A 22115-nucleotide genomic window follows, 5' to 3' on the forward strand; every position below is an offset into this window, starting at 1 on the left:
CTACTTCAATTCCAGCCTTGCTAAAATATCCTTTTTTTTGTTAATGATTGTCTCGTCTGCTTTCTCTTTCAGGCGTTCTTTATCGGTAAAGTAATATTTGTATTTGGCTTTGGTAAGGCTTATTTTAAAATCTTCCATATCGCCTTTAATATCTACACCTGTCTTAAATGGTATGGGTGATTTTAATACCGACACATGATAATTATACGTCATGTCCAGGTTTTGTATGCCACCTACGGCCAACTGATAACGGTCTATTTCCACAAGCGCAGGAAGTATCTCCATGTGGCTTTTTTCAACTATCATTTCCATATTCAGGGTCTGGATAGTATTGTTCTTTTCCCTGTCTTTAAACATAAACGTTTTAGCCATTTCCTTAAAGGTTTCGCTATCCAGTACCATAATGTCGTGTGCTTGAAGAGCGGCAATACTTTGTACCGAGGATACAATAACATCCATTTTTCTGTTCAGTTTGGTGCTGCCTTGCATTCTTAAGTTTGCCCTTCCTGTAAATGATTTTGTCATTGGGAAAAGGCTGTCCATAGCGGGCATAACTTTGGCAATGTTTGCCATTTCAATGTCCTTTAGGCTGATGTCGAAATCCACTTTAGCCCTCTTGCCATTGGCAAGGGTAGAGTAATTAAGGCTGGTCGTTAATTTTGCAGCGAGGGTTGTCAGCTCAAAATGATTCAGTTTTAAGTGTCCGTCTTCAATTTTAAGCAGCCCTTTAATATCTTTCATGTCCAGCGCACCGTAATGCAGCTTCTTGATGTCGCTGTTAAAAGTCAGGTTGATATTTTCAGGGATCTTGAAAACCGTTTTACTATCGCTCACCTTCTTAGGTTGCTGAACTTTGTTTTCTGCTACTTCTTTGAAATCAGGCTGTTCTTTCGGATCTTCTATATTAAGAATCTTCATGATCTCGTTAGCATCAATAAAGTTTGAAGTAAGCGTAAGCGTTGCGGTGACCTGCTTATCCGGTGTTTTCTTTGCCAGCAGGTTGTTTATCTGCCCGGTAAGGGTAACATCAGAATTACCAAAGAATAAATGCGCATTACGCAATGTAATGGCTCTGTTATTTATAGATATTTTAGAATGCTCCATACGCAGTGGCATGGCAAATTCGGGCGTGTAGGCATACAGGTTGTTGAACTCTACATAACCACGCGGCATCCATTTGTCGTCCCTGTTCTTTTTAACGACGAATTTATAATTGCCATTTTTAATGCCCACAAACTTTTTATCCTGCCATACTCCGGCACTGTCTACACTGAAAGTTGTATTAATAACCGGGTCCGTCTTTGTGCTTTTCGGGTTAAGGTCGGCCATAGCATTGGCTTTTCGTATTACCGCCCTTAGCTTATTGGCACCATTGTATTTAAGGTTCGATAAACGTATATCGGCACTCATTGCAGAAACCGAATCTTTTAGTTTTTTAGCTTTCAATTTTACATCCAGTCCTGCCAGGGTAATGTTGTGCTGGCCTTTATAATTCAGTTTCAGGTCGGTTACATTAATCTTTCCGAATGCCTTTTTTGAATCGGTTTCTGCTTTACGTCCAAAAGCCAGTTCTGCTCTTTGTGTCTGAAGGAAAATGGTATCCTTAGGATCGCTGATAAGCAGATTGGTAAATACCGAATTCCCTTTTAGCTTCAGGTTGTTAAAGTTGTTTTCCATAAGATCGTTGGCTTTAAAATCGGCATTGATGTCGATATGCGCCAACCCTTTAGCAACGATGTCTTCTGCAATGGGGAATTTCTTTTTAAGCGTGGTAAGGTCAAGATCGCCTTTAATGTTTGATGTAATATGCGGATCTTTAAGCAGGTTCTCTACTATGGCATCACCTTTAAGGTCTACACCCGTACCTTCAAGGTATAGTTCTTTTATGATAAGGTTAGACCTCGCCGGGTTGTCATAATCTACAATAGAATGCAGGTCGGCTTCAAGATGGCGTATCTCCCCCGGGAACTTTTTATATTTTAAAACACCGTTGTCAATTTTAAATAGTACATCAAAAACAGGTAACCTTTTCTTGCTGTATACACCCTTTGCAGTAGCCTTCAGCATCACATTGCCTTCTACGTCAATCTCTGCCTTTTTAACGATGTGTTCGGGTACGGCAGCCCATAATGTTTTAAGCGAAGGAACTTTCATCTCAAGTGCTACATTGGTATGTATCTCATTGGTGATAGTATCTCTCCTGAAATGCCCTTCCGTAATAAAGTCTATATCGTTAAGCTTCATTTCGCTGTTCGAAAAATCAACTTTATGGTTCTTCTTGTCGTAGTAGATATCGGTTTTAAAGTCCGCCTTTAGCTTTCTCATAAATCGGTAGCCGTCCATTGAGAAACTAATGTTTTTTCCCGATGCATCGGTAGAGAATACCAGTTTATCATCTGTGTTGGTCGCTTTAAGGGTTATGTTTAGACTGTCGATACGTCCACGGGTTTTAGTAGCAAAATCGCGGTAATTTATTTTTGCATTCTCAATATTCAGGCGTTTAATATGGATATTGTTAATCTCGAACGAAGTACTATCCTTTACTGTTGTAGTGTCTACAGCAGTTTGTTTAACGATGTTCCAATTGGCTTTACCGCTTTCGTTGATAATAGCTCTTATTTTGGGTTCGGTAAGGGTGAGCTTATTGATGATAAGGTCATGTTTCTGCCATAGCCTTTGTGCATTAAAAGAAGCACTGCAATACGCAAATTGTGCAAGCGTATCATTCTTTTTGCCGGTTGCCGGACGCGTAACAACGCTGCCGTTTTTAAGCTTCACACCAAAATGCGGAAAGGAAGAAAAGAAAGTAAGCTCTATGCTCTCGCAGTCTACTTTCGCGTCTACATTCTCATTGATTATTTTTAGTGCTTCGGGAGTTATTCTTTCGGGCGTAAAAATAAAATTCAGCAGAACGGTTACAACAATAAGAAGAAGGGTAATTATTGAAGCAAGGAATATAAGCGATCGTTTAAGTACTTTTTTAGCTGTCATGAACGTGGTATTGCAGGAAATTTGGCCGAACGCCTAAATTAATAAATCTAAACCAAACGCCTATTGTTTTTATACCAATAGCGGGTTTCTGTCTACTAAACGTAAAAAAGGAAATGCAATTGCATTTCCTTTATATATCATGTGCATTGTATGTCATTTTGAGCGTAGCGCAGCGTAGTCGAAAAATCTCAGGATAAGATTAGGGATTCCTCAATTACGCTGCACTGCATTCGGAATGACAAACTGCATGGAATGATTATGCGTGTTTTATACTGCAAACGGCAACTAAACACCCCTACTGCTCTGCGTCTTCGTCGGTAGAAAGTGCGTTCCATCCTCTTGCTTTAAGCGGAATTTTAGTATTGGCACGGGTAATAAGGTGAATACCTTCGCTTTCCTGTGTCATGTGACCTATAATTGTAAAGTTGGGATTACCTTTTATCTTGTCGAAGTCTTCCATCTTAATAGTGAAAAGCAATTCATAATCTTCGCCACCGTTAAGGGCAACCGTAGTAATATCTATATTGAACTCCTCGCATACATTGATAAGCTGCGGATCTACCGGGATTTTTTCTTCGTAAAGGTTACATCCCAATGCCGAGTTCTTACATAAGTGAATAATCTCAGATGATAAACCGTCAGAGATGTCAATCATAGCTGTAGGGTGTATTTCAAGGGCTTTTAAAAGCTCTTTTACGTCTTTACGTGCTTCGGGCTTCAACTGGCGTTCTATAAGGTAGCTGTACGCGTCTAAATCGGGTTGGTTGTTCGGGTTAACCTGGAATACCTGCTTTTCACGCTCTAATACCTGTAATCCCATGTATGCAGCACCAACATCGCCGGTAACCACAAGAAGATCGGTACTTGCAGAACCGTTACGGTAGGTGATCTCTTCGGCTTCTGCCTCACCAAAAGCAGTAATACTTAAGATCATGCCTTTTTGGGACGAGGTTGTATCGCCACCAATAATGTCTACACCGTATATTTTAGCAGCATGCTTAATACCGTCATACAATTCATCAAGGGCTTCAACCGGAAAACGGTTAGATACCGCGATGGAAACCGTAATGTGCGTAGGTACAGCATTCATAGCGCAAATGTCGCTTACGTTTACCACTACAGCTTTGTAGCCAAGGTGTTTTAGTGGCATATAAGCAAGGTCAAAGTGTACACCTTCTACCAAAAGGTCGGTAGAAACAACCACTTTTTTATCTTTAAAGTCAAGTACGGCACCATCGTCTCCAATACCCTTAAGGGTTGAAGGCTGGCTTGTTTCTATATTTTGGGTAAGGTGTCCAATAAGGCCAAATTCGCCTAGCGCGCCCAGGCTGGTGCGCTGCTGGTTTTTATCTTCTATCATTTTTGTGAGTTGCAGAGTTATAAGTTTGCAAAGTTACAAAGTTATGGGGTAGGAGTGGCACAACCTTAAGTGTTTTTGAAATCCTGTAGATTTAAATAAAAAAGACCTGCATGGTTTTCTAAAAACCATGCGGGTCGAAAAATATAATTATCCTATCCCCAGCCCTTTCCCAAAGGAAAAGGTGCGAGAAGCGGTTACTCTATCTCGGGGATTACGGCATCACGCCAGTAATCGGCAATTTCCTGAAGGGTTTCTTTTAACTGGCGCATGTCGCTGGTTTTGTGAAAGTAACCCTGAATGTTACGTTTAAAAGCTTCTTCAACCGTATAGCCGTTGCCAACAGTGGTAAAGAAGATAAACGGAACCGTTTTAGCGGTAAGTTCGGGGTCTTTTAAAATTTCATCGCGCATCTCAAAGCCATTTATTTTTGGCATGTTGATGTCTGATATTACCATGAATGGCTTAATATGTTCCTGTTGCAGGAAAGCAACAACTTCTGTACTGTCGCTTAAAAGTATAATTTCGTTAGGCAGGTTAAGGCTCTTTAATATTTCTTCAAAAATAAGCCTGTCATCCTCATCATCATCGATAATAATTATGGGTCCGTCTTTTTTCATAGTAGAGGGTGTTTCGGCTGCAAAGGTATTGCCTATTGCGGCCAACCCATAACACATTAGCCTTTCTATAACAAAAAATCCCTCTGTTAGGAGGGATTTAGTAGTCTTTTGTATTAATCTTTATCAGGCACTTTTGCAGCTTTCCAATACTCGATAATCTTTTTTACGACGCTTTTATATTCGTCATAATCCGTAATCTTGGTAAAGAAACCCTGAGCCGCCTTTTTATAGGCTGTTTTAATAGTTTCAGGGTCGCTGGCGGTACTGAAAAAGATATATGGAACTGTTTTGTCGTGCAAATCCGGATCGGCAAGCACAAGGTCGCGCAGTTCGTAGCCACTCATTTTTGGCATGTTTATGTCAGAGAAAATAAGGAAAGGAGCAACTTCCGCCTTTTTTAAGAACTCCATTACTAGCGTACTGTCCGGCAGAATTATTACTTCGTTATCATATCCTAAGTCGTCGATCACTTCCTTTAGGATCTCCCCATCGTCCTGATCATCTTCAATTATAATTATCTGTCCGTCCTTCTTCATATGTAATCTGGTTTAAGGCGATAAATATAAGAATGTTTCTATTAATTAAAAAGTTAAGAAATTCTTAAAGCATTTGCCCGCGTAGTGAGAGTCCATATAGGAAGTGCTTTAATTATTGGTTTTAGGGAATTGGAAATTAGGGTGAAGTTATTGTCATACCTTAAATTTACGGAAGGCCTGTATCATTTCGTAGATGCCGATTACCTGTCAACGGCTATATGTTTTTACGATTTTTTCATCTTCAATTGTCAAAGTAATTTTACTTTTTGTAACAGTATCAATTGTAACACAGCTTCTTAATCCTTCAGGGTATTCTTTATAACATTTTGAATTTTTGAAATCGTTTACATTTACCTCTTTTTTGTTCAGTATGTCGTAAATTTTTAGTTGCTCATCGGTCTTATGAAGATTACTTATATAAACTAAGATCTCATTGTCTTCATTGCTGTCAACATAAACTCCCGATTTAATTTCTTTTCCGGTTTTCTTTTCAATCAGCTGAAATTCATGTGGGTTGCCAGATCCGAACGATTGTACGAAAAGGAAGGAGTTTGTAAAGTCGGCAGCGATATATCCCAGGTTCTTATGAAGCGTAGGGCGATTTGTTTCATTGAGAATCGTGATGTCTTCATTTCCTTTCACCAGTGTGAGATTTTGCAATGGCTGATTTGTTACGCTGTCATTGTATATTCTATAGGAGAGATGGTAACCTCCTTTCAATATTGTGTCAAAGTCGTAGGGTTCGTACTCAGTTTTGTTGATAGGTTCGTCTGCAATTTCAGTAGAAACAGCAAACTTATCTGTATCTTTTTCAGTACTTTCATTGTTAGTCTTCACCTTTAAACAAGAAAAGCAAAGCATACTTACAATTATAATTACAGTTAGCTTCTTCATGGGTAAATTGGTATATGGGTTTAAAATTAAACAAAAAACCCGGCACAAAAGCTCCGGGTTCTATATTCTAAAATCTCGGTAAGAGATTAATCATTTAATTTAAGTACAGCCATAAACGCTTCCTGCGGAATTTCTACGTTACCCACCTGGCGCATACGTTTTTTACCTTTCTTCTGTTTTTCAAGAAGTTTACGTTTACGGGAAATATCTCCACCGTAACATTTTGCGGTAACGTCTTTACGAAGTGCCTTAACGGTTTCACGCGAAATTACTTTCACTCCAATAGCCGCCTGAATCGGAATATCAAACTGCTGGCGTGGTATAAGCTCTTTTAGCTTTTCGCACATTTTTTTACCAATGTTGTACGCGTTATCTTCGTGAATAAGTGCAGACAGTGCATCTACTGGCTGTGCATTTAACAGTACGTCAAGACGCACAAGTTTAGATGTACGCATCCCGATAGGAGAGTAGTCAAACGAAGCATAACCTTTAGATACCGTTTTTAGCCTGTCGTAGAAATCGAATACGATCTCGGCAAGTGGCATATCAAAGTTAAGCTCAACACGCTCTGTAGTCAGATACGTCTGATTAGTAATCAATCCTCGTTTTTCAATACAAAGGCTCATTACGTTACCCACAAAGTCGGCTTTGGTAATAATGGTTGCTTTAATGTAAGGCTCCTCTACATGGCTTAGCTTAGATGGCTCAGGCAGGTCGCTCGGGTTATTTACTATAAGAGCTTTTTCCGGTTCTTTTTTAGTGTACGCATGGTACGATACGTTGGGAACCGTAGTAATAACGGTCATGTCAAACTCACGCTCTAAACGCTCCTGGATAATTTCCATGTGAAGCATTCCTAAGAATCCGCATCGGAAACCAAAACCAAGTGCTGCCGAACTCTCCGCCGCAAATACGAGCGAAGCATCGTTAAGCTGAAGTTTCTCCATAGAGTTACGAAGCTCTTCGTAATCTTCGGTGTCTACCGGGTAAATACCGGCAAATACCATTGGTTTAACGTCTTCAAAGCCGCTAACCATATTTTGTGTTGGGTTTTTAGCATCGGTAAGTGTATCACCTACTTTAACCTCTTTAGCTTCTTTAATACCCGATATAAGGTAACCAACATCTCCTGCGCTAACAACCTGTTTCGGAACCTGGTTTAGTTTTAGCGTACCAATCTCGTCGGCAAAATATTCATTGCCTGTAGCCATGAATTTAATTTTCTGGCCTTTGGTGATAGATCCGTTAATAACCCTGAATATAACCTCAATTCCACGGAACGGGTTGTAAACAGAGTCAAATATAAGTGCCTGTAATGGCTCATCGGGATTACCTTTCGGTGCCGGGATACGCTCAATAATAGCAGCAAGAATTTCTTCTACCCCAAGGCCGGTTTTACCCGATGCAGGAATAATGTCTTCCAGCTTACAGCCTAAAAGGTCAACGATATCGTCGCTTACCTCTTCAGGGTTTGCACTCGGAAGGTCAATTTTATTAAGTACCGGAATAATTTCCAGGTCGTTTTCTAAGGCAAGGTAAAGGTTGCTTATGGTTTGCGCCTGTATGCTCTGTGCAGCATCTACAATAAGTAGTGCACCTTCGCAGGCAGCAATAGAACGTGATACCTCATACGAGAAATCTACGTGTCCGGGAGTGTCAATCAGGTTAAGGATGTATTCCTCTCCTTTGTAAGTGTACTCCATTTGTATGGCGTGACTCTTAATGGTAATACCTCTTTCGCGTTCAAGGTCCATGTTGTCAAGCAGCTGTGCCTGAGATTCACGTTTTGTTACCGTTTGGGTAGCATCAAGCAGGCGGTCGGCCAGGGTACTCTTACCGTGGTCAATGTGGGCAATAATGCAAAAATTCCTAATATGCTTCATCTTCGTCTGTTATCATGTTTTTTTGGGCGTGCCCATTCCGCTTCGCTTCAGGTCGGGCTATCCGCGGCACACGGTGCCATGCTCCTATCCCTCACGCATATTACACGTAAAGGTAGCAAATTTAATCGGCAAATATAGTTTAAACTTAGCGAGTTGCAAACGGATGTGGCTAAATAAAAAAACAGCACTCGTTGGGGGGCATCGCGTGCTGTTTTTTAAGCCTGAAAATAGCGTAATTTCTAATTTCAAAATGTTTTATCTCTAATTAAACAGGGGGCTGTTTTTTAACTAAAGGTTAAATATTTTTTAAAAATTACGGTGCAAAGGAAATACAAAATTTCTAATGGAGATATGTTTTTGCATTAAATTTTACCAAAACCGAATTAATCCTACAAATATCACGTTTTAGTATTCGAAAATTCCGACATAAAGCACTGTAGTTGTGGATGGTGCAATGGTTTATTGACAGGGATAAATAGGAAAAATTCTATATCCATCGTCGACAAAGTGCTAAGTATCTCCGATTAACGGCGTTAAAATTTTAGTTTAAATCGGTTTTTCCCAGAGTGAAGAGAGGCTTCCAAAACCTATTTAAAATTTGCATAATGTGCTTAAAAACAGAAATGTGCATGAAGAAGACCCTCATACACATTTCATAACCAATCAACCAATCTAAATTTTAAATATCATTTTCATTTTACTGTCAGTACAGTAAAACTGTTATAATTATATCTTAACTAGTACAAATATACAACGCATATCTTTATCATTATAGTATCTAATATCTCTATTTTCTATGCGTGCATATATTTTATCTATGCAATTTTTTAAAAAGGCGCACGTAGCAAGCATGCGCCTAATAAGCAGTAAGTCGTGGTTTAATCCGTTTTTTCGTATGCCAATGGGGATCAGGTAACATACAGCTTTGCGTATTATTTTATGCTTAGCGGCGTTTAGGAAAGTACTGCTTTCTTCTTCTTTTTCAATATGTCGTTGTTAATTCTCTAATGCCTAGTACTCTATGTACGTAGTAACTCTGCTTTTGGTTTCAGTAGATATCATTAAAATATTGTAATTTTGCACAAAATGAAGAAGATGGTAAAGATTGGCAACATAGAACTGCCTGAATTCCCGCTATTGCTGGCTCCAATGGAAGACGTGAGCGATCCTCCTTTCCGCAGGTTATGCAAGACCCATGGCGCAGATTTAATGTATAGTGAGTTTATATCCTCAGAAGGGTTAATTCGCGATGCAATGAAAAGCCGTATGAAGCTGGATATTTTTGACTACGAACGACCTGTGGGCATACAAATATTTGGTGGCGACGAGGAAGCTATGGCGCTTTCTGCAAAAATTGTCGAAGCCGTAAACCCCGATATTGTAGATATAAATTTTGGCTGTCCCGTTAAAAAGGTAGTTTGCAAAGGTGCCGGTGCCGGTGTCCTTAAAGATATCGACCTTATGGTGCGCCTTACCAAAGCTGTTGTAAACAGTACGCATTTGCCTGTTACCGTTAAAACGCGACTTGGCTGGGATGACGATTCTATTAATATCGATGAGGTTGCCGAAAGGTTGCAGGATGTTGGTATTAAGGCATTAACCATTCACGGGCGTACCCGTGCCCAGATGTATAAAGGTGAAGCCGACTGGTCTCATATTGCGCGTGTTAAAAATAATCCGCGTATTAACATTCCTATTTTTGGCAATGGCGATATCGATAGTCCCGAAAAGGCGCTTAAATATAAAAACGAATATGGTATAGACGGTATCATGATAGGCCGTGCGGCAATTGGCTATCCGTGGATATTCAATGAAATAAAACATTTCTTTGAAACCGGAGAACACCTGGCTGCACCAACCCTTGAAGACCGTGTTGAAGCTGCCCGTAACCACTTAACGTGGGCTATAGAATGGAAAGGTGAAAGGGTAGGGGTTTTTGAAACCCGCCGCCATTACACCAACTACTTTAAAGGTATCCCTAATTTTAAAGAATACCGCCAAAGAATGGTAACCCAGGATGCTGCCGCAGATGTTTATGCCGTTCTTGATGAGGTGCTGAATGTCTTTGGATCGGTAGTATAGTAGCCAGTTAATGGTTGTCTGATAGCTGATTATAATATCAAGGGGTGTGATAGCTAACTATCACGCCCCTTCTTTTTTAAATATCAATTTCATTAAAGGTTGATGTGTTGTACGGTTGCCAAAATCCGACAACCGACAACTATAAACCGTCAACCAAATATTACTCCTCGTCCAGCTGGTCCAGCACCGCTTTAACCTGATTAAGGTGTTTACCATAAAATAGTCGTGGTATTATTTCTGCCACGGCGAAAGAAAATATAATAAGTCCTATTATTATGGCAATAGCAATGGCTAGTCCGGATTCGTTTTTATCCAGAAAGTTAGTTATTGTATTATTGTTATCTGTAACAGATCCTGCCAGTACACCAAACGAGAATCCCAAAAAAAACATGATGTAAGTGAGGGCTTTGTATAATTCTATGCTCAGCTTTAACTCGTAGAAAAACCAAAGCAGGTTCTTTCGGCTGTCAAAAGTCATATCATACGACTTTTTATAGAACACATAAAATTTGTAATAGTAGTAAGATGTAAAGCCCAGCATAATACCATAAAATGGTATAAATAATGCGGTAAGCTTATCTGTAAAGTTAAGTAGCATTGGTGTAAATGCTATAAATATCATCATAAGAACCTGTATGAAAAATTCATTTTTCATTTTTTTACGCACTTTGTCAATAGGCGTCTGCGCTTCTCTTAATGTGTCTATATTGTTGGGAATACGAATCTTGTCTGTAGGTTCGTTGTTCCATTGATTTTGCAATTCGTTAAAATTCATAACCCTGCTTTTTAATAATTTCCTGTAATTTGTCTTTGGTGCGGTTTAGCTTTACGCGGGCATTTACCTCTGTTATACCCAGGTTGCTGCCTATTTCTTTGTGCGACTGCCCTTCAAGGAAAAGAAATATCAGTGCCTTTTCTACCTGGTTTAGTTGTTGCACGGCTTTATAAAAATAGTCAAGCTGTGTTTCCCTGTGCGATTCCTCAATGTCGTCTTTAACATCCATTTCGGGATGCATCCTTGCGTTGTCCGGTTTCTTCTTCTCTCTCTTAAAAAAGGTAAGCGCGGTATTTACGGCTACCCGGTACATCCAGGTAGAAACCTGGCTTTCACCCCTAAAGGATCCATACGATTTCCAGAGTTGCAGTACGATTTCCTGAAACAGGTCTTCCCTGTCTTCCGGTTCGTCCATGTACATCCTGGAAACCTTATGCAATAATCCCTTATGCTTTTCAATAATCGATAGAAACTCCTGTTCGGTGGTTTTCAAATCTATTGCGGTTTAGGTTGGTATTGATTTGTTATTTTACCGGGGTCACTTTATATCCTTGTTGTTTAAGCAGTTCAATCAGACCTGTTTCGCCGTAAAGGTGACCTGCACCTACTGCAAAGAAAGTACTTTTGTCTTTTATTATAGTTGGTATTTTAACAGCCCATGCTTTATTTCTGTCGGTAAGTATAAGAGCTTCTGCTTTTTCATCCATAAAACGCCTGTCTCTAACGGTGTTATGTAGTTCGGGCAGGTTTTCTTCAGTGTAGAATTTTGTCATGTCTGCAAATACCTCGGCATATTGCTCTCTGATCTTTATCTGTTGTAATACTTCCTGAATAGAATACGATTTATCCAATGCTACCAGCTGGCTTTCCAGTGTTTCCAGTCCGCCAATGGTTTTGTGCTGTGCCTGTGCTTTTGCAACAAATTCATATTCGTAGAATTTCATTTCTGTCGGTTTACATGGAAGAACGCTGAAAATAGATGAGCTTAACAAATTAGAAGGAGAAATATGATCGGCCTGCTGAAGCGTAATACCAATTTGAGAAGTAAGAATGCTGTTGGCTTCTACTCTTTCTGCTTCGGTTAGGCGACTGGAAAGGGTAACATCGCTGTGCATCATTTTTTGCATTGCCTGTGCTTCGTTAGGATCGGTCATGTTTATTTCCAGTACCAGGTTAGATGTGCTGTCAAAAGCAGTAATTACTTTTTGTTTGATCTCAAAATCAGTTGCACACATAAAATGTATTGTGCCATACATGTACGATGGTGTTGCAAGTCCGTTGCCTTCAATTTTCCAAAGCAGAGAGTTAGATTCTGTAGTTTGTTGTGCGTTGCTAAAGAATGCTGTTAAAAGGGTTGCGATTAAAAAGGTTGCTTTTTTCATGATGTTTCGTTTTTTGATTGTGATTATAAACAGTATGTAAGGCAACTTTTAATTCGTTACAAAAAAAAGTTTAGAAATTTTCCTGAAACTAAAAAAGAGCCTGTAAACACAGGCTCTTTGAAGAGTAAAATATTTTATTTTTTTCAGGCTATAGTTTGGTGCGCAACCAAAATTTATACCTGAATACGTTTCCAGCGTCCTCTTTTAAATAAAATGATGGTGGCAATAGTCATTGCGGTCTCTGCAACGGGTATTGCCCAGAATACGCCGGTCGGTCCCCATTGTAAATGTTTCGCCAGGAAAAATGCCATTGGTATCTGGAATAGCCAAAAGCCAAAAAAGTTGACCCATGTAGGTGTTTTGGTATCGCCGGCACCGTTAAAGGCGTTAAGCAGTACCATGCCTATACCGTAAAATATGTATCCGGCACTAAGTATTTGTATTGCTTCTACCGCAATATCATGTACATCGGCATTATTGGTAAAGAACCACATCATGGGGTCGGCGGCCAAAAGGCACACCACCATAATGACTCCCATATAAATAACGTTGAATTTTGCAGTCACAAAAACCGATCGCTCGGCTCTGTCGGTTAGCTTGGCGCCAAGGTTCTGACCTACCAGTGTTGCGGCAGCACCGCTTAGTCCCCATGCAGGAAGCATAAAGAACATCATTATACGCAGCGCGCTCTGGTATCCCGCCGACCCTTCATCGCCGCCGGTGGTTGCAACTACTTCCGCCAGAAATATCCAGCTGCCGGATGCTATAACAAATTGCAATACACCGGGTGCAGCAATTTTTACCAATGCTTTTATTTGTTCCATATCCGGAATAAAGTACGATGCTGCAACCTTAAGCATGCCTTTGCCGTTAAACAGGTTGTATAACTGATACAGTACACCAATGGTACGGCCTATGGTTGTAGCAATAGCTGCACCTGTAAGTCCCATAGCTGGGAATGGTCCCCATCCCGGAACTAAAATTGCGCAAAGTATAATGTTGAAAAAGTTGGCTATCCAAAGGCTACGCATCGCGATAGCGGCATTACCCGCCCCGCGGAAGATTCCGTTGAAAAGAAACAACAGCATAATTACAAAGCTACCGCCCATCATGATCTGCATAAATGGTGTGCCAAATTCTGCTGCATGGCGGGATGATCCCATTAATACCAGTATATCGGTGGCGTATATGAATCCGAAGAATGCTATGATCACATTTACGCCAATAGCTATAACAATAGCCTGCATGCCTGCTTTAGAGGCTGCTACCGGATCTTTCTCGCCTACACGGCGGGCAACAACTGCTGTTGCAGCCATGCTCATACCTATAGCGATAGAATAGATTATGGATAATACCGATTCGGTTAAGCCTACGGTCTGAACAGCAAAGCTGCTGTTTTCAAGGTGCCCTACAAAATAAAGATCGACCAGTGCAAAGACTGATTCCATCATCATTTCGAGCATCATGGGTATGGCTAGCAAAAGTACAGCACGGCGAATGCTGCCTTGCGTAAAGTCTATATTTTCTCCTTTAAGGGATTGCTTGAGCAGTGCGAAAAATCGGGATACTGCACCGGTAGGTTTTATTTCCTGTGTCATTTTAAATGCGTTTGATTGGGGTGTGATTGATGAAAAAGGTGAACCAGGCAACTATCTGATTGCCTAAAATTTATGTGCTGAGGTGGTTAATCCCTAACGGATAGAGATAGCGAAAATTTTCATGGTTCGTAAAGAATATATAGCAAAGAAAAGTATTTTTTTGCGGATTGCAAAAATCGACTGGCAAAAAAATAACATATTGTCAGTTCGACCAAGTTGAATTTCAGTAAAATAAGGTTATTGGCTGAAAGTGACTTTTAAGAAGAGTGATCCATCAGTTTTTTGTTTACCCTGGCGGCAGCAATTCTTGATGCAAGTATCCCCAATGTGAAAATAGTAGCCAGTACTACAAGAACATTAGCAGTATTAAAGTCTACGGGGTAGGCCATAGATCCGGTAATCATAACAACCGAATAGTGCTTTTGTATAAGTATAATTGCGGTGCCCAGTGCAATGCCAAACGTTGCGCCTATGGTAGTTATAAAAAATCCCTGATAGAAAAATATGCTACGCAGGCTTTTAATCTCGGCGCCTAGGCTGTAAAGGGTTTTTATATTTTCTTTTTTGTCCAATATAAGCATGATCAATGCTCCCGCAAGGCAGAATAATGTAAGCACGATTACCAGCGAACAAAACAGGTACACTACAAGGTTCTCTGCGTTAAGCATCTTATACAAAGAGTCGTTAAGCTGCTCCCTGTTCTTTAGTACCACTTTACCTTTAAAAATAGTTTCTATTTTTTGGCGGATGTCTGCTTCGTTAGCTCCGGGAGTTGCCTTGAACTCTAAAGAGCTAAACTGGTTCGGTTTAAACTGAAGTAACTCCTGTGCTAAAGAAAGGTCTACAAAAACATATTTACTGTCCAGGTCGTCGTTTATAACATAATACCCCATAGGCACCAGTACCGTTTTTGTAAAAGCATCATCCGGATTTTGTATCGCTCCCTTTCCCGCTTTGGGTACAAATACCTCGAAGTCGCGGTTAAAATCAAACAACGCCATAGACAGCTTTTGCATAATGGTAGCTCCTGCTACTGCCTGTATTGTTCTGGGTTCAAGCCATTGACCAGTTATATGGTTTTTTATGGGTATAACAGTAGAGAAAACACTGTCTACACCTTTCATGTAGGCCACCTGTTCTTTTCCGTCAAAGTAAAAAAGCACACGTTCTTCGGCTACCTTACTAAAAGCTGCAATGCCTTTAATGGCTTTAAGCTGCTGTTCCTGCTGTGCTGATACAAAAAACGATTTTCCTGCCGATGGTGTAAGCATCAGGTCAGGGTCAGTTGTGTTTGTAAAGGAGAGGCTGTAATCCTTTAGTCCGCTAAATACAGAAAGTATAACAAATAGTGCTGCTGTACTTACTACAATACCCATTGCTGCAATGCCTGTAATAATATTAATGGCAGTGCTTTTGGTACGTGTTATGGTGTACCTGCGGGCTATGTATAAAGCGAGACTCAAATTAAGATGAGGTTAGCAGATTACGACTTTTTACGTCTTATAAGTAGTTCAGGATTGGTAATAGGGTTGTTTTCTCCCTTAAGTTCCTGATCCAGCTTTTCAATCTGATCCAGTGAATCGTCAATATAAAATACCAGGTTAGGCACTTTACGAAGCTGAAGTTTTACACGCTGTGAAAGGTCATGTTTAATAAGCGGTGCATTAGAGCGCACTGCCGCAAGTATTTCGCCACCTCTTTCAGATGGGAATACGCTAAGGTGTACTTTCGCTATTGAAAGATCTGAAGTTACATTAACTTTAGATATAGAGATGATAAGGTTACTTATACCGTTTTTCCTTATTTCGCCCTGCAATATGTCTACAAGGTCATTTTGTAGTAAGGCGCCTATCTTTTTTTGCCTGTTTGTTTCCATGATGCAAAAGTACTTAATTTATGGTTTCAAGTTTAAGGTTTAAGGTTTAAAGTTTTAGCGAGGGGCGAAAGTTGTAGCGCTATAAGGCTTCAAAATTGTAAAGTGTCAGGTTGCTACGCCTCAAAGTTTAAATTTTAGAGTTAGCCTTTCGGTATGATGAGCTTAAAATTAGACAGGTATTTCCTGGCAAAGCTCTATAAGTACTCCGTTAGTGCCCTTAGGGTGCAAAAAGGCTACAAGTTTATTATCTGCGCCACGCTTTGGGGTTTCGTTAAGCACGGTAAACCCTTCAGCTTTAAGGCGCTCAATTTCAGAAACAATGTCTTCTACGTCAAAAGCGATATGATGTATGCCCTCGCCTTTCTTTTCGAGAAATTTAGCGATAGGGCTATCAGCGTTGGTGGCTTCTAACAGTTCTATTTTGTTTGGGCCATTCATGAAGAATGAAGTTTTAACCCCTTCGCTGGCTACTTCTTCCATTTTATAGGCAGGTGCGCCAAAAAGCTTTTCAAACAAAAGGTTAGAAGTATCAAGGTCTTTTACGGCTATGCCTATGTGTTCTATTTTTCTCATGCTACAGTTAGGTTTGTATGGTAAAAGTAAAAAATTAAAATGTAACCGGATTTATATAAAAAGAAAACGCTCGACTGTTAGGTTGGGCGTTTAGTAAGGTGATCAGTTAAATATTGGTTGTTGATAGGTGAACATTACAAGAAGTCTGGATAAATTCAGAAAAATATTGCTAACTTTTAACTTTTGTTCGTGGCCGAATTATTTTTTTTACTGAAAAATACAAATGCAAAATATTAATAATCAATCAGTATTATTGTTTGCACTGAAATTGTTGTGAGATTACTTTAAAATAATTTGCATTGAATTAAAAAATGCTGTAATATTGCAACCTCGAAACCGGTCCTATAGCTCAGCTGGTTAGAGCACCTGACTCATAATCAGGTGGTCCCTGGTTCGAGCCCAGGTGGGACCACAGGTTTTACAAACCCTTTACAGCAATGTGGAGGGTTTTTTGTTTTCTATCATTTTCAAAAAAGATGGAAATGTATTTCGAAAACATTCACTTTTGCGAAACTAGACCATTTTAATATTTCATTTTCCTTTAAATTTATCCCTGAAATAGTATTTTTTAGTTAAAATGCGAAAGCGTTTATAAAATAAACATATCCTGATTATGCCGTTTTTAGGGGTCATTTTACTGAAATTAAGCCTATTTTGCATTTTTTGAAAAGAAAAGTCAAAAAAAGTTCGGTTTAATCATTTAATTATTACACATTTGCGCTTTAATTTATTTTTATGAAATCAGGAGTTGTAAAGTTCTTCAACGAAGAAAAAGGATTTGGATTTATTGTACCGAATGACGGAACTGCAGATGTGTTTGTACACATTTCAGGTGTAGTTGATCGTATCAGGGAAAATGATTCAGTAGAGTACGAAGTGGAAAATGGCAAAAAAGGCCTTACCGCTGTTAACGTTACAGTAGTAGGATAATTAGCCGAAAATATATTTTCGCGTTCCTATACTGCTAAGATTAATGAAAGCCTTCACATATATGTGGGGGCTTTTTGTATTTAATAGCGTTTTGGCATCTGTAATGAATTAAGTACAACAGGGTGCGATAAACCAAATGCTTTATGTAGCTTTTGTGTTATTTGCTTCTTAAACTAATGACGGCGGATATATTCACATTACTTTTGCACCGCTTTTAGCATAATAAAATACAATATGAATAATTCGTCACTTACAAAAGGTGTTATATTGGTTAGCATCGGTGCTGCCAGTTATGGCATTCTGGCAACGCTTGTTGGCCTTGCTTATAAAGAAGGGTACAGTACAACCGAAGTTGTTACTTCTCAATATCTAATCGGTCTGTTTGTCATAGGCCTTCTTGCTTTATTTAACAAAAATACACGACAGCCGGAAACTTCTCCTGAAGATAAATATACAGTCTTAAAACTTATGGCCGGTGGTACGACCTTTGGGTTAACAGGTTTCTTTTATTATCTGTCGGTTAAATATATTCCGGTTTCAGTTGCCGTAGTACTGTTAATGCAGGCTATATGGATGGGAATTGTTGCTGAAGCACTGCTTACACGTAAATTCCCCGATTTTTATAAATTCATTGCCGTTATAATGGTATTGTTTGGTACATTGCTAGCTACGAATGCAATTAGCAGTCTAGATACACTAAATATCACGGGCGTATTATGGGGTTTACTTGCTGCGTTAACGTATACTATAATGTTGATGGTGTCCAGTGGGGTAGCGCGTAATATGCATCCGCAGAAAAAGAGTTTCTGGATTTTGCTTGGAGCTAATATGGCTGTTCTTACTGTTGGGTATTTTAATATGCCGGCAGAATATCATTTCTCTATATTCTATAAATGGGGATTGCTTGTAGCGTTGTTTGGTACGATACTGCCGCCGTTGTTTTTTAATGCAGGTATGCCTAAAACCGGAATGGGGTTGGGGTCTATCATTATTTCTATAGAAATTCCTGTATCGGTAAGTATGGCCTATTTTCTGTTGCAGGAACAGGTTGTAGCGGTGCAGTGGATTGGAATAGTGGTAATTATATTGTCGGTAGTGCTTATAAACATAAGAGAGCTAAAGGCTACTTTTAAAGAATAGCGATTTACATAAAGACATAAAAAGGCTTCCTTGTTAGAGGAAGCCTTTTTGTTATTTGGTGTTGCCGTTAAGTGTTTTTTCTATCAGGCTAAAGTGTCTTTTGATATATTCAGACGATCCTGACCTGATCTTATAATTGATATACCCCTCGGTTGTTTTGATCTTTATTTTTGTAATAGCTACTTTTTGCATCTTTAAAAAGTTCTCTTTCATTTGGGTAGCAGACGATCCTTTAGGAGCAAGTGCAAAGGCAGCTTTAAATGCCTGAGGGCTGCATTCTGTATCAGATATCTGGAAACATTGTATTTCGGTTCCGTCTTCCAGTGTTATTAATGCATTGCTTTCACCTTGTTTAATACATCCCAGTTTATTGTTGTCGTGAAACATATCCAGGTCTATAAAATACGTTTCAACTTCTTTATTCTGCACGTTGGTTTTCTGGTAGCCGACTGAAAAAAAGGCAAGGCCTGTTTTTACGACGGTATCATCGGGAACAATTGTAGTTCCAGCATGATTCTTAGTCATTATAATTCTCGTGCCTGTAGCGGCATCGGTTGTATTTACGGCTATTTGTTGCGCTAATGCTGCATTTCCTGCAAGTAACAGCAATAGGAATAATTGCTTAATTTTCATTTTAAGTAATAGTGAGGTTAATAGTACAGCAAATATATGAGATATGCCGATATTGTGTATTAGCCTCTAAAATTAATTTAATGGGAAGTAGATATTAAAAGTTGCGCCTTCACCCGGATGGGATGATGCATTTAGTATTGCCTGATGATTTTCGGCTATCTTCATACAAATAGCCAAGCCAATGCCTGTTCCTTCATACTCTGCTTTACCGTGTAGCCTTTGGAAGACCTCAAAAATACGCGAAGCATATTCAGGGCTAAAGCCAATACCGTTATCGGTAACAGCGATGTGGAGGTAGTCTTTTTCCGAATTTGCATTAGGGTTGTCTATGTCTGCACCTTTGCTATATGATGAGGTTATGGTAATAACCGGATCGGTATCTTCTTTGCTGAATTTAAGCGCATTAGACAGGAGATTGTTGAACAGTTGTCGTATCTGGAACGGTATAGCATTTATAGTTGGCATTTCGCCAATAATAAGAGTGCCGTTTTTGTCAGATATACTGTCCGAAAAATCAGCTCGTACTTCCTCAAGCAGTTTATTAAGGTCTGTTTGCTCAAAGGTTTTTTCGGCAGCGTTCGACTTGGAGTAGGTAAGCAAATCCTGTATCAGCTTGCTCATACGTGTGGCCGCCAACTGCATACGTGAGAAATTTCGCTTACCGCCTTCGGAAAGATTATCATACTCGTTAGACATAATGATACTGCCAAACGTATGTATCTTACGTAATGGCTCCTGTAGGTCATGACTTGATATATAAGCAAACGAAGATAATTCTTTGTTCATATTTTCCAGTTCATGGTTGGCTTTTTTAAGCTCGTTAGTACGCTCTTCAACAAGGGTTTCCAGCCTTTTTTGGAACGTTTTCTGATCATGGATATCGTTACTAGTACCAACCCATTGCATTATTTCGCCTTTATCATTTTTCTGGGCAATAGCCCTGCAAAGATGCCAACGGTATTCGCCATCATGGCGGCGCATGCGGTGTTCTATAACAAACTCTTCGCCTGTAGCGAAAGAGTGCTGCCATCGTTCCTTATTGTGTTCTCTGTCGTCTTCGTGAACCATTTCAGGGAAAGCCCCTGCAAGAAGCTCTTGGGGCGTATGGCCCGAATATTTTACAAGCGAATCGTTAAAGTATTCCAGTTTTCCGTCGCTATTCAATGTCCAGATAAACTGAGGGATGGAGCCGGCAAGCAAACGAAAACGCTCCTCGCTGGAACGTAGAGCATCATCGGTTGCTTTACGGTCGGTAATGTCAATCATTACTTTAGTTGCGCCTATGATCTCGCCATTATCATTGTATAACGGCTGAGGGTGTACAATAACATGGCGGCGTTCGCCATTTTCGCGGTGCATATAAATTTCTTCTTCTATAGAACGGCCTTCTTTAAAAGCCATTGCCATAGGTGAATTCTCATGCGCTATCGGTATGCCGTCTAAAGTTGAGAGCTTATATGATCCGCACCAGCGTTCCTTGCCAACTTCGGGTTTGCGGCCCCAAAGTACTTCGGCAGCTTCGTTGTATAGGTCTATATAGCCTTCTGCATCAATGGTATACATTGCTACAGGAAGTGTTTGTATAAGATTTGCCTGTTTTTTTTGTGCAGCTTTTTCTGCTTCACGGGCAGCTACGCGATGGGTGACATTGTTCACCGTACACATAATGCCGTTAACCGATCCGTCCAGATCGTATATAGGGGCATACTCGTAATCAAGGTAATAGAGGTTACGTCCGTCGTGGGAATCGACATAGGCAGGCGACTCTGATGCGCGGTGCGGAACGCCGGTTTCCATTACCTGTTTTAGCAGGGCGGGATAATCCTGTTCGTATAATTCGGGGAAAACCTCCAGTAGGCTTCGGCCTACAACTTCTTTAAAGTCTTTACGCCACAGTTCGTTAAGCATTACTTCGTTGGCAATGTCTATAATAAAATCGTGGCCTTTAAGAATGGTAATTGCAATAGGCGACTGCATTACGATATTACGGAATTCCTTCTTTTTAATAGTGAGATCGGTCTTGGCTTTTACAATTCCGGTAACTTCGGTACATACTACGATGATGCCCGAAACAGATTTATCTTCCTCTAAAATAGGTTGGTAGACAAAATTGAAATGGCATGATTCCAGCTTGCCGTTGCGCAGAAGGTAAACGCCAACTTCATCACCAACATAAGGTATACCAGTGTTGTATACTTCGGTCAGCATCTCTTTAATAACCTGTTCGGTAAGTTCCGGCAGGGTTTCAAACAAGGATTTGTTTAAAAAATCAGCTTCTTCTTTATCAACCAGTTGCAGGTATAGCGCGTTTGCAGCTTCTACTACCATATCAGGTCCTTTGAGTACGCAGATACCAACAGGAGCCTGCTTTAAGTAGGGGTGTAGTTTTTCTTTTGAATTGCCATTACCTGCCTGATAGCGAGCATTTATACTCTCAATACCACGAGTAAGGTCATTCTGATGTGTCCACGCAGAAGTATCCATTTTTGCGGGGAGCTCATTCAGTTTAAGGTCGGCTAATTGTAATTGTAATAGGTGATTATCAGCTTTAAGTTCGAAAATTTCAAGGCTGCTACGTGCTTCATCGGTATTGCCGTCATCGTAAAGTCCGATGATTCTTGCGGCGGCATCGATCATAGCCGCACCTGATTTTTCAAGGTTTTGAAGGATTTCAGCGTATGCTTCCGTTTGCTCTTCGCTGAAAAATGAACTGTAAGGAATCTGGTAATCAGAAAGTATAATGTTTGTTTCATTGCCTGATACATACTGACTTACCGCTTCTTTCAAAGAAGTAGTGCGCCGCATTATAGCAGTAAAATTCATTTCCTTATTGTATTCCATATAG

General features: G+C 39.9%; 18 protein-coding genes and 1 tRNA gene. 4 read left to right on the forward strand and 15 right to left on the reverse strand.

From position 1 onward, the window contains the following. From ALW18_11305 to ALW18_11330, 6 genes are all read right to left on the reverse strand, one after another. The gene (locus tag ALW18_11305) at positions 1–2991 is read right to left on the reverse strand and encodes a hypothetical protein (protein AOE53053.1); all 2991 of its coding nucleotides are present in this window, start codon (positions 2989–2991) and stop codon (positions 1–3) included. A 295-nt stretch (positions 2992–3286) separates the two neighbouring features. Continuing rightward, positions 3287–4351, reverse strand: a complete 1065-nt coding sequence (locus tag ALW18_11310) for a thiamine-monophosphate kinase (protein AOE53054.1) — start codon at positions 4349–4351, stop codon at positions 3287–3289. Between the two features lie 194 nt (positions 4352–4545). Next, entirely contained in the window at positions 4546–4968 is a 423-nt protein-coding gene (locus tag ALW18_11315; GenBank protein AOE54390.1) for a hypothetical protein, read from the reverse strand. Positions 4969–5081: 113 nt separating this feature from the next. After that, positions 5082–5504, reverse strand: a complete 423-nt coding sequence (locus tag ALW18_11320; protein AOE53055.1) for a hypothetical protein — start codon at positions 5502–5504, stop codon at positions 5082–5084. A 207-nt stretch (positions 5505–5711) separates the two neighbouring features. Next, entirely contained in the window at positions 5712–6398 is a 687-nt protein-coding gene (locus tag ALW18_11325) for a hypothetical protein (GenBank protein ID AOE53056.1), read from the reverse strand. A gap of 86 nt (positions 6399–6484) precedes the next feature. Beyond that, the gene (locus tag ALW18_11330) at positions 6485–8281 is read right to left on the reverse strand and encodes an elongation factor 4 (GenBank protein ID AOE53057.1); all 1797 of its coding nucleotides are present in this window, start codon (positions 8279–8281) and stop codon (positions 6485–6487) included. A gap of 1095 nt (positions 8282–9376) precedes the next feature. Between ALW18_11330 and ALW18_11335 the strand changes: the two genes are divergently transcribed. Beyond that, positions 9377–10363, forward strand: coding sequence for a nitrogen fixation protein NifR (locus tag ALW18_11335; GenBank protein ID AOE53058.1), 987 nt, complete (start codon positions 9377–9379; stop codon positions 10361–10363). Between the two features lie 160 nt (positions 10364–10523). On the opposite strand, the gene ALW18_11340 is transcribed toward ALW18_11335, so the two are convergent. From ALW18_11340 to ALW18_11370, 7 genes are all read right to left on the reverse strand, one after another. Continuing rightward, a complete protein-coding gene (locus ALW18_11340) occupies positions 10524–11138 on the reverse strand; it encodes a hypothetical protein (GenBank protein AOE53059.1) in 615 nt (204 codons plus the stop codon). Beyond that, positions 11128–11631, reverse strand: coding sequence for an RNA polymerase subunit sigma-70 (locus ALW18_11345; protein ID AOE53060.1), 504 nt, complete (start codon positions 11629–11631; stop codon positions 11128–11130). The genes ALW18_11340 and ALW18_11345 overlap by 11 nt, the downstream gene beginning before the upstream one ends. Before the next feature lie 31 nt (positions 11632–11662). Continuing rightward, entirely contained in the window at positions 11663–12520 is an 858-nt protein-coding gene (locus ALW18_11350) for a hypothetical protein (GenBank protein ID AOE53061.1), read from the reverse strand. A gap of 173 nt (positions 12521–12693) precedes the next feature. Continuing rightward, positions 12694–14118, reverse strand: coding sequence for a multidrug transporter MatE (locus tag ALW18_11355; protein AOE53062.1), 1425 nt, complete (start codon positions 14116–14118; stop codon positions 12694–12696). 257 nt (positions 14119–14375) lie between these two features. After that, positions 14376–15581, reverse strand: a complete 1206-nt coding sequence (locus ALW18_11360) for a hypothetical protein (protein AOE53063.1) — start codon at positions 15579–15581, stop codon at positions 14376–14378. Between the two features lie 20 nt (positions 15582–15601). After that, positions 15602–15994 (reverse strand): ribosome-binding factor A, encoded by a 393-nt coding sequence (locus ALW18_11365; protein ID AOE53064.1) that lies wholly within the window; start codon positions 15992–15994, stop codon positions 15602–15604. 168 nt (positions 15995–16162) lie between these two features. Further along, positions 16163–16567, reverse strand: coding sequence for a hypothetical protein (locus tag ALW18_11370; GenBank protein ID AOE53065.1), 405 nt, complete (start codon positions 16565–16567; stop codon positions 16163–16165). Between the two features lie 338 nt (positions 16568–16905). Between ALW18_11370 and ALW18_11375 the strand changes: the two genes are divergently transcribed. The 3 genes from ALW18_11375 to ALW18_11385 all read left to right on the forward strand — a co-directional run bounded on the left by ALW18_11375 (position 16906) and on the right by ALW18_11385 (position 18637). Further along, positions 16906–16979: transfer RNA gene (locus tag ALW18_11375), tRNA-Met, on the forward strand. A gap of 323 nt (positions 16980–17302) precedes the next feature. Further along, the gene (locus tag ALW18_11380) at positions 17303–17497 is read left to right on the forward strand and encodes a cold-shock protein (protein ID AOE53066.1); all 195 of its coding nucleotides are present in this window, start codon (positions 17303–17305) and stop codon (positions 17495–17497) included. Positions 17498–17731: 234 nt separating this feature from the next. Then, a complete protein-coding gene (locus ALW18_11385) occupies positions 17732–18637 on the forward strand; it encodes a hypothetical protein (protein ID AOE53067.1) in 906 nt (301 codons plus the stop codon). Positions 18638–18688: 51 nt separating this feature from the next. On the opposite strand, the gene ALW18_11390 is transcribed toward ALW18_11385, so the two are convergent. Both ALW18_11390 and ALW18_11395 read right to left on the reverse strand, forming a co-directional pair. After that, positions 18689–19270 carry a hypothetical protein gene (locus ALW18_11390; GenBank protein ID AOE53068.1) on the reverse strand — a complete coding sequence of 194 codons (582 nt, stop codon included), beginning with the start codon at positions 19268–19270 and terminating at the stop codon, positions 18689–18691. Positions 19271–19342: 72 nt separating this feature from the next. Beyond that, the gene (locus ALW18_11395) at positions 19343–21700 is read right to left on the reverse strand and encodes a hypothetical protein (protein ID AOE54391.1); all 2358 of its coding nucleotides are present in this window, start codon (positions 21698–21700) and stop codon (positions 19343–19345) included. Positions 21701–22115 lie beyond the last annotated feature (415 nt).

The organism is Flavobacterium psychrophilum (assembly GCA_001708385.1).
Lineage (GTDB): Bacteria > Bacteroidota > Bacteroidia > Flavobacteriales > Flavobacteriaceae > Flavobacterium > Flavobacterium psychrophilum_A.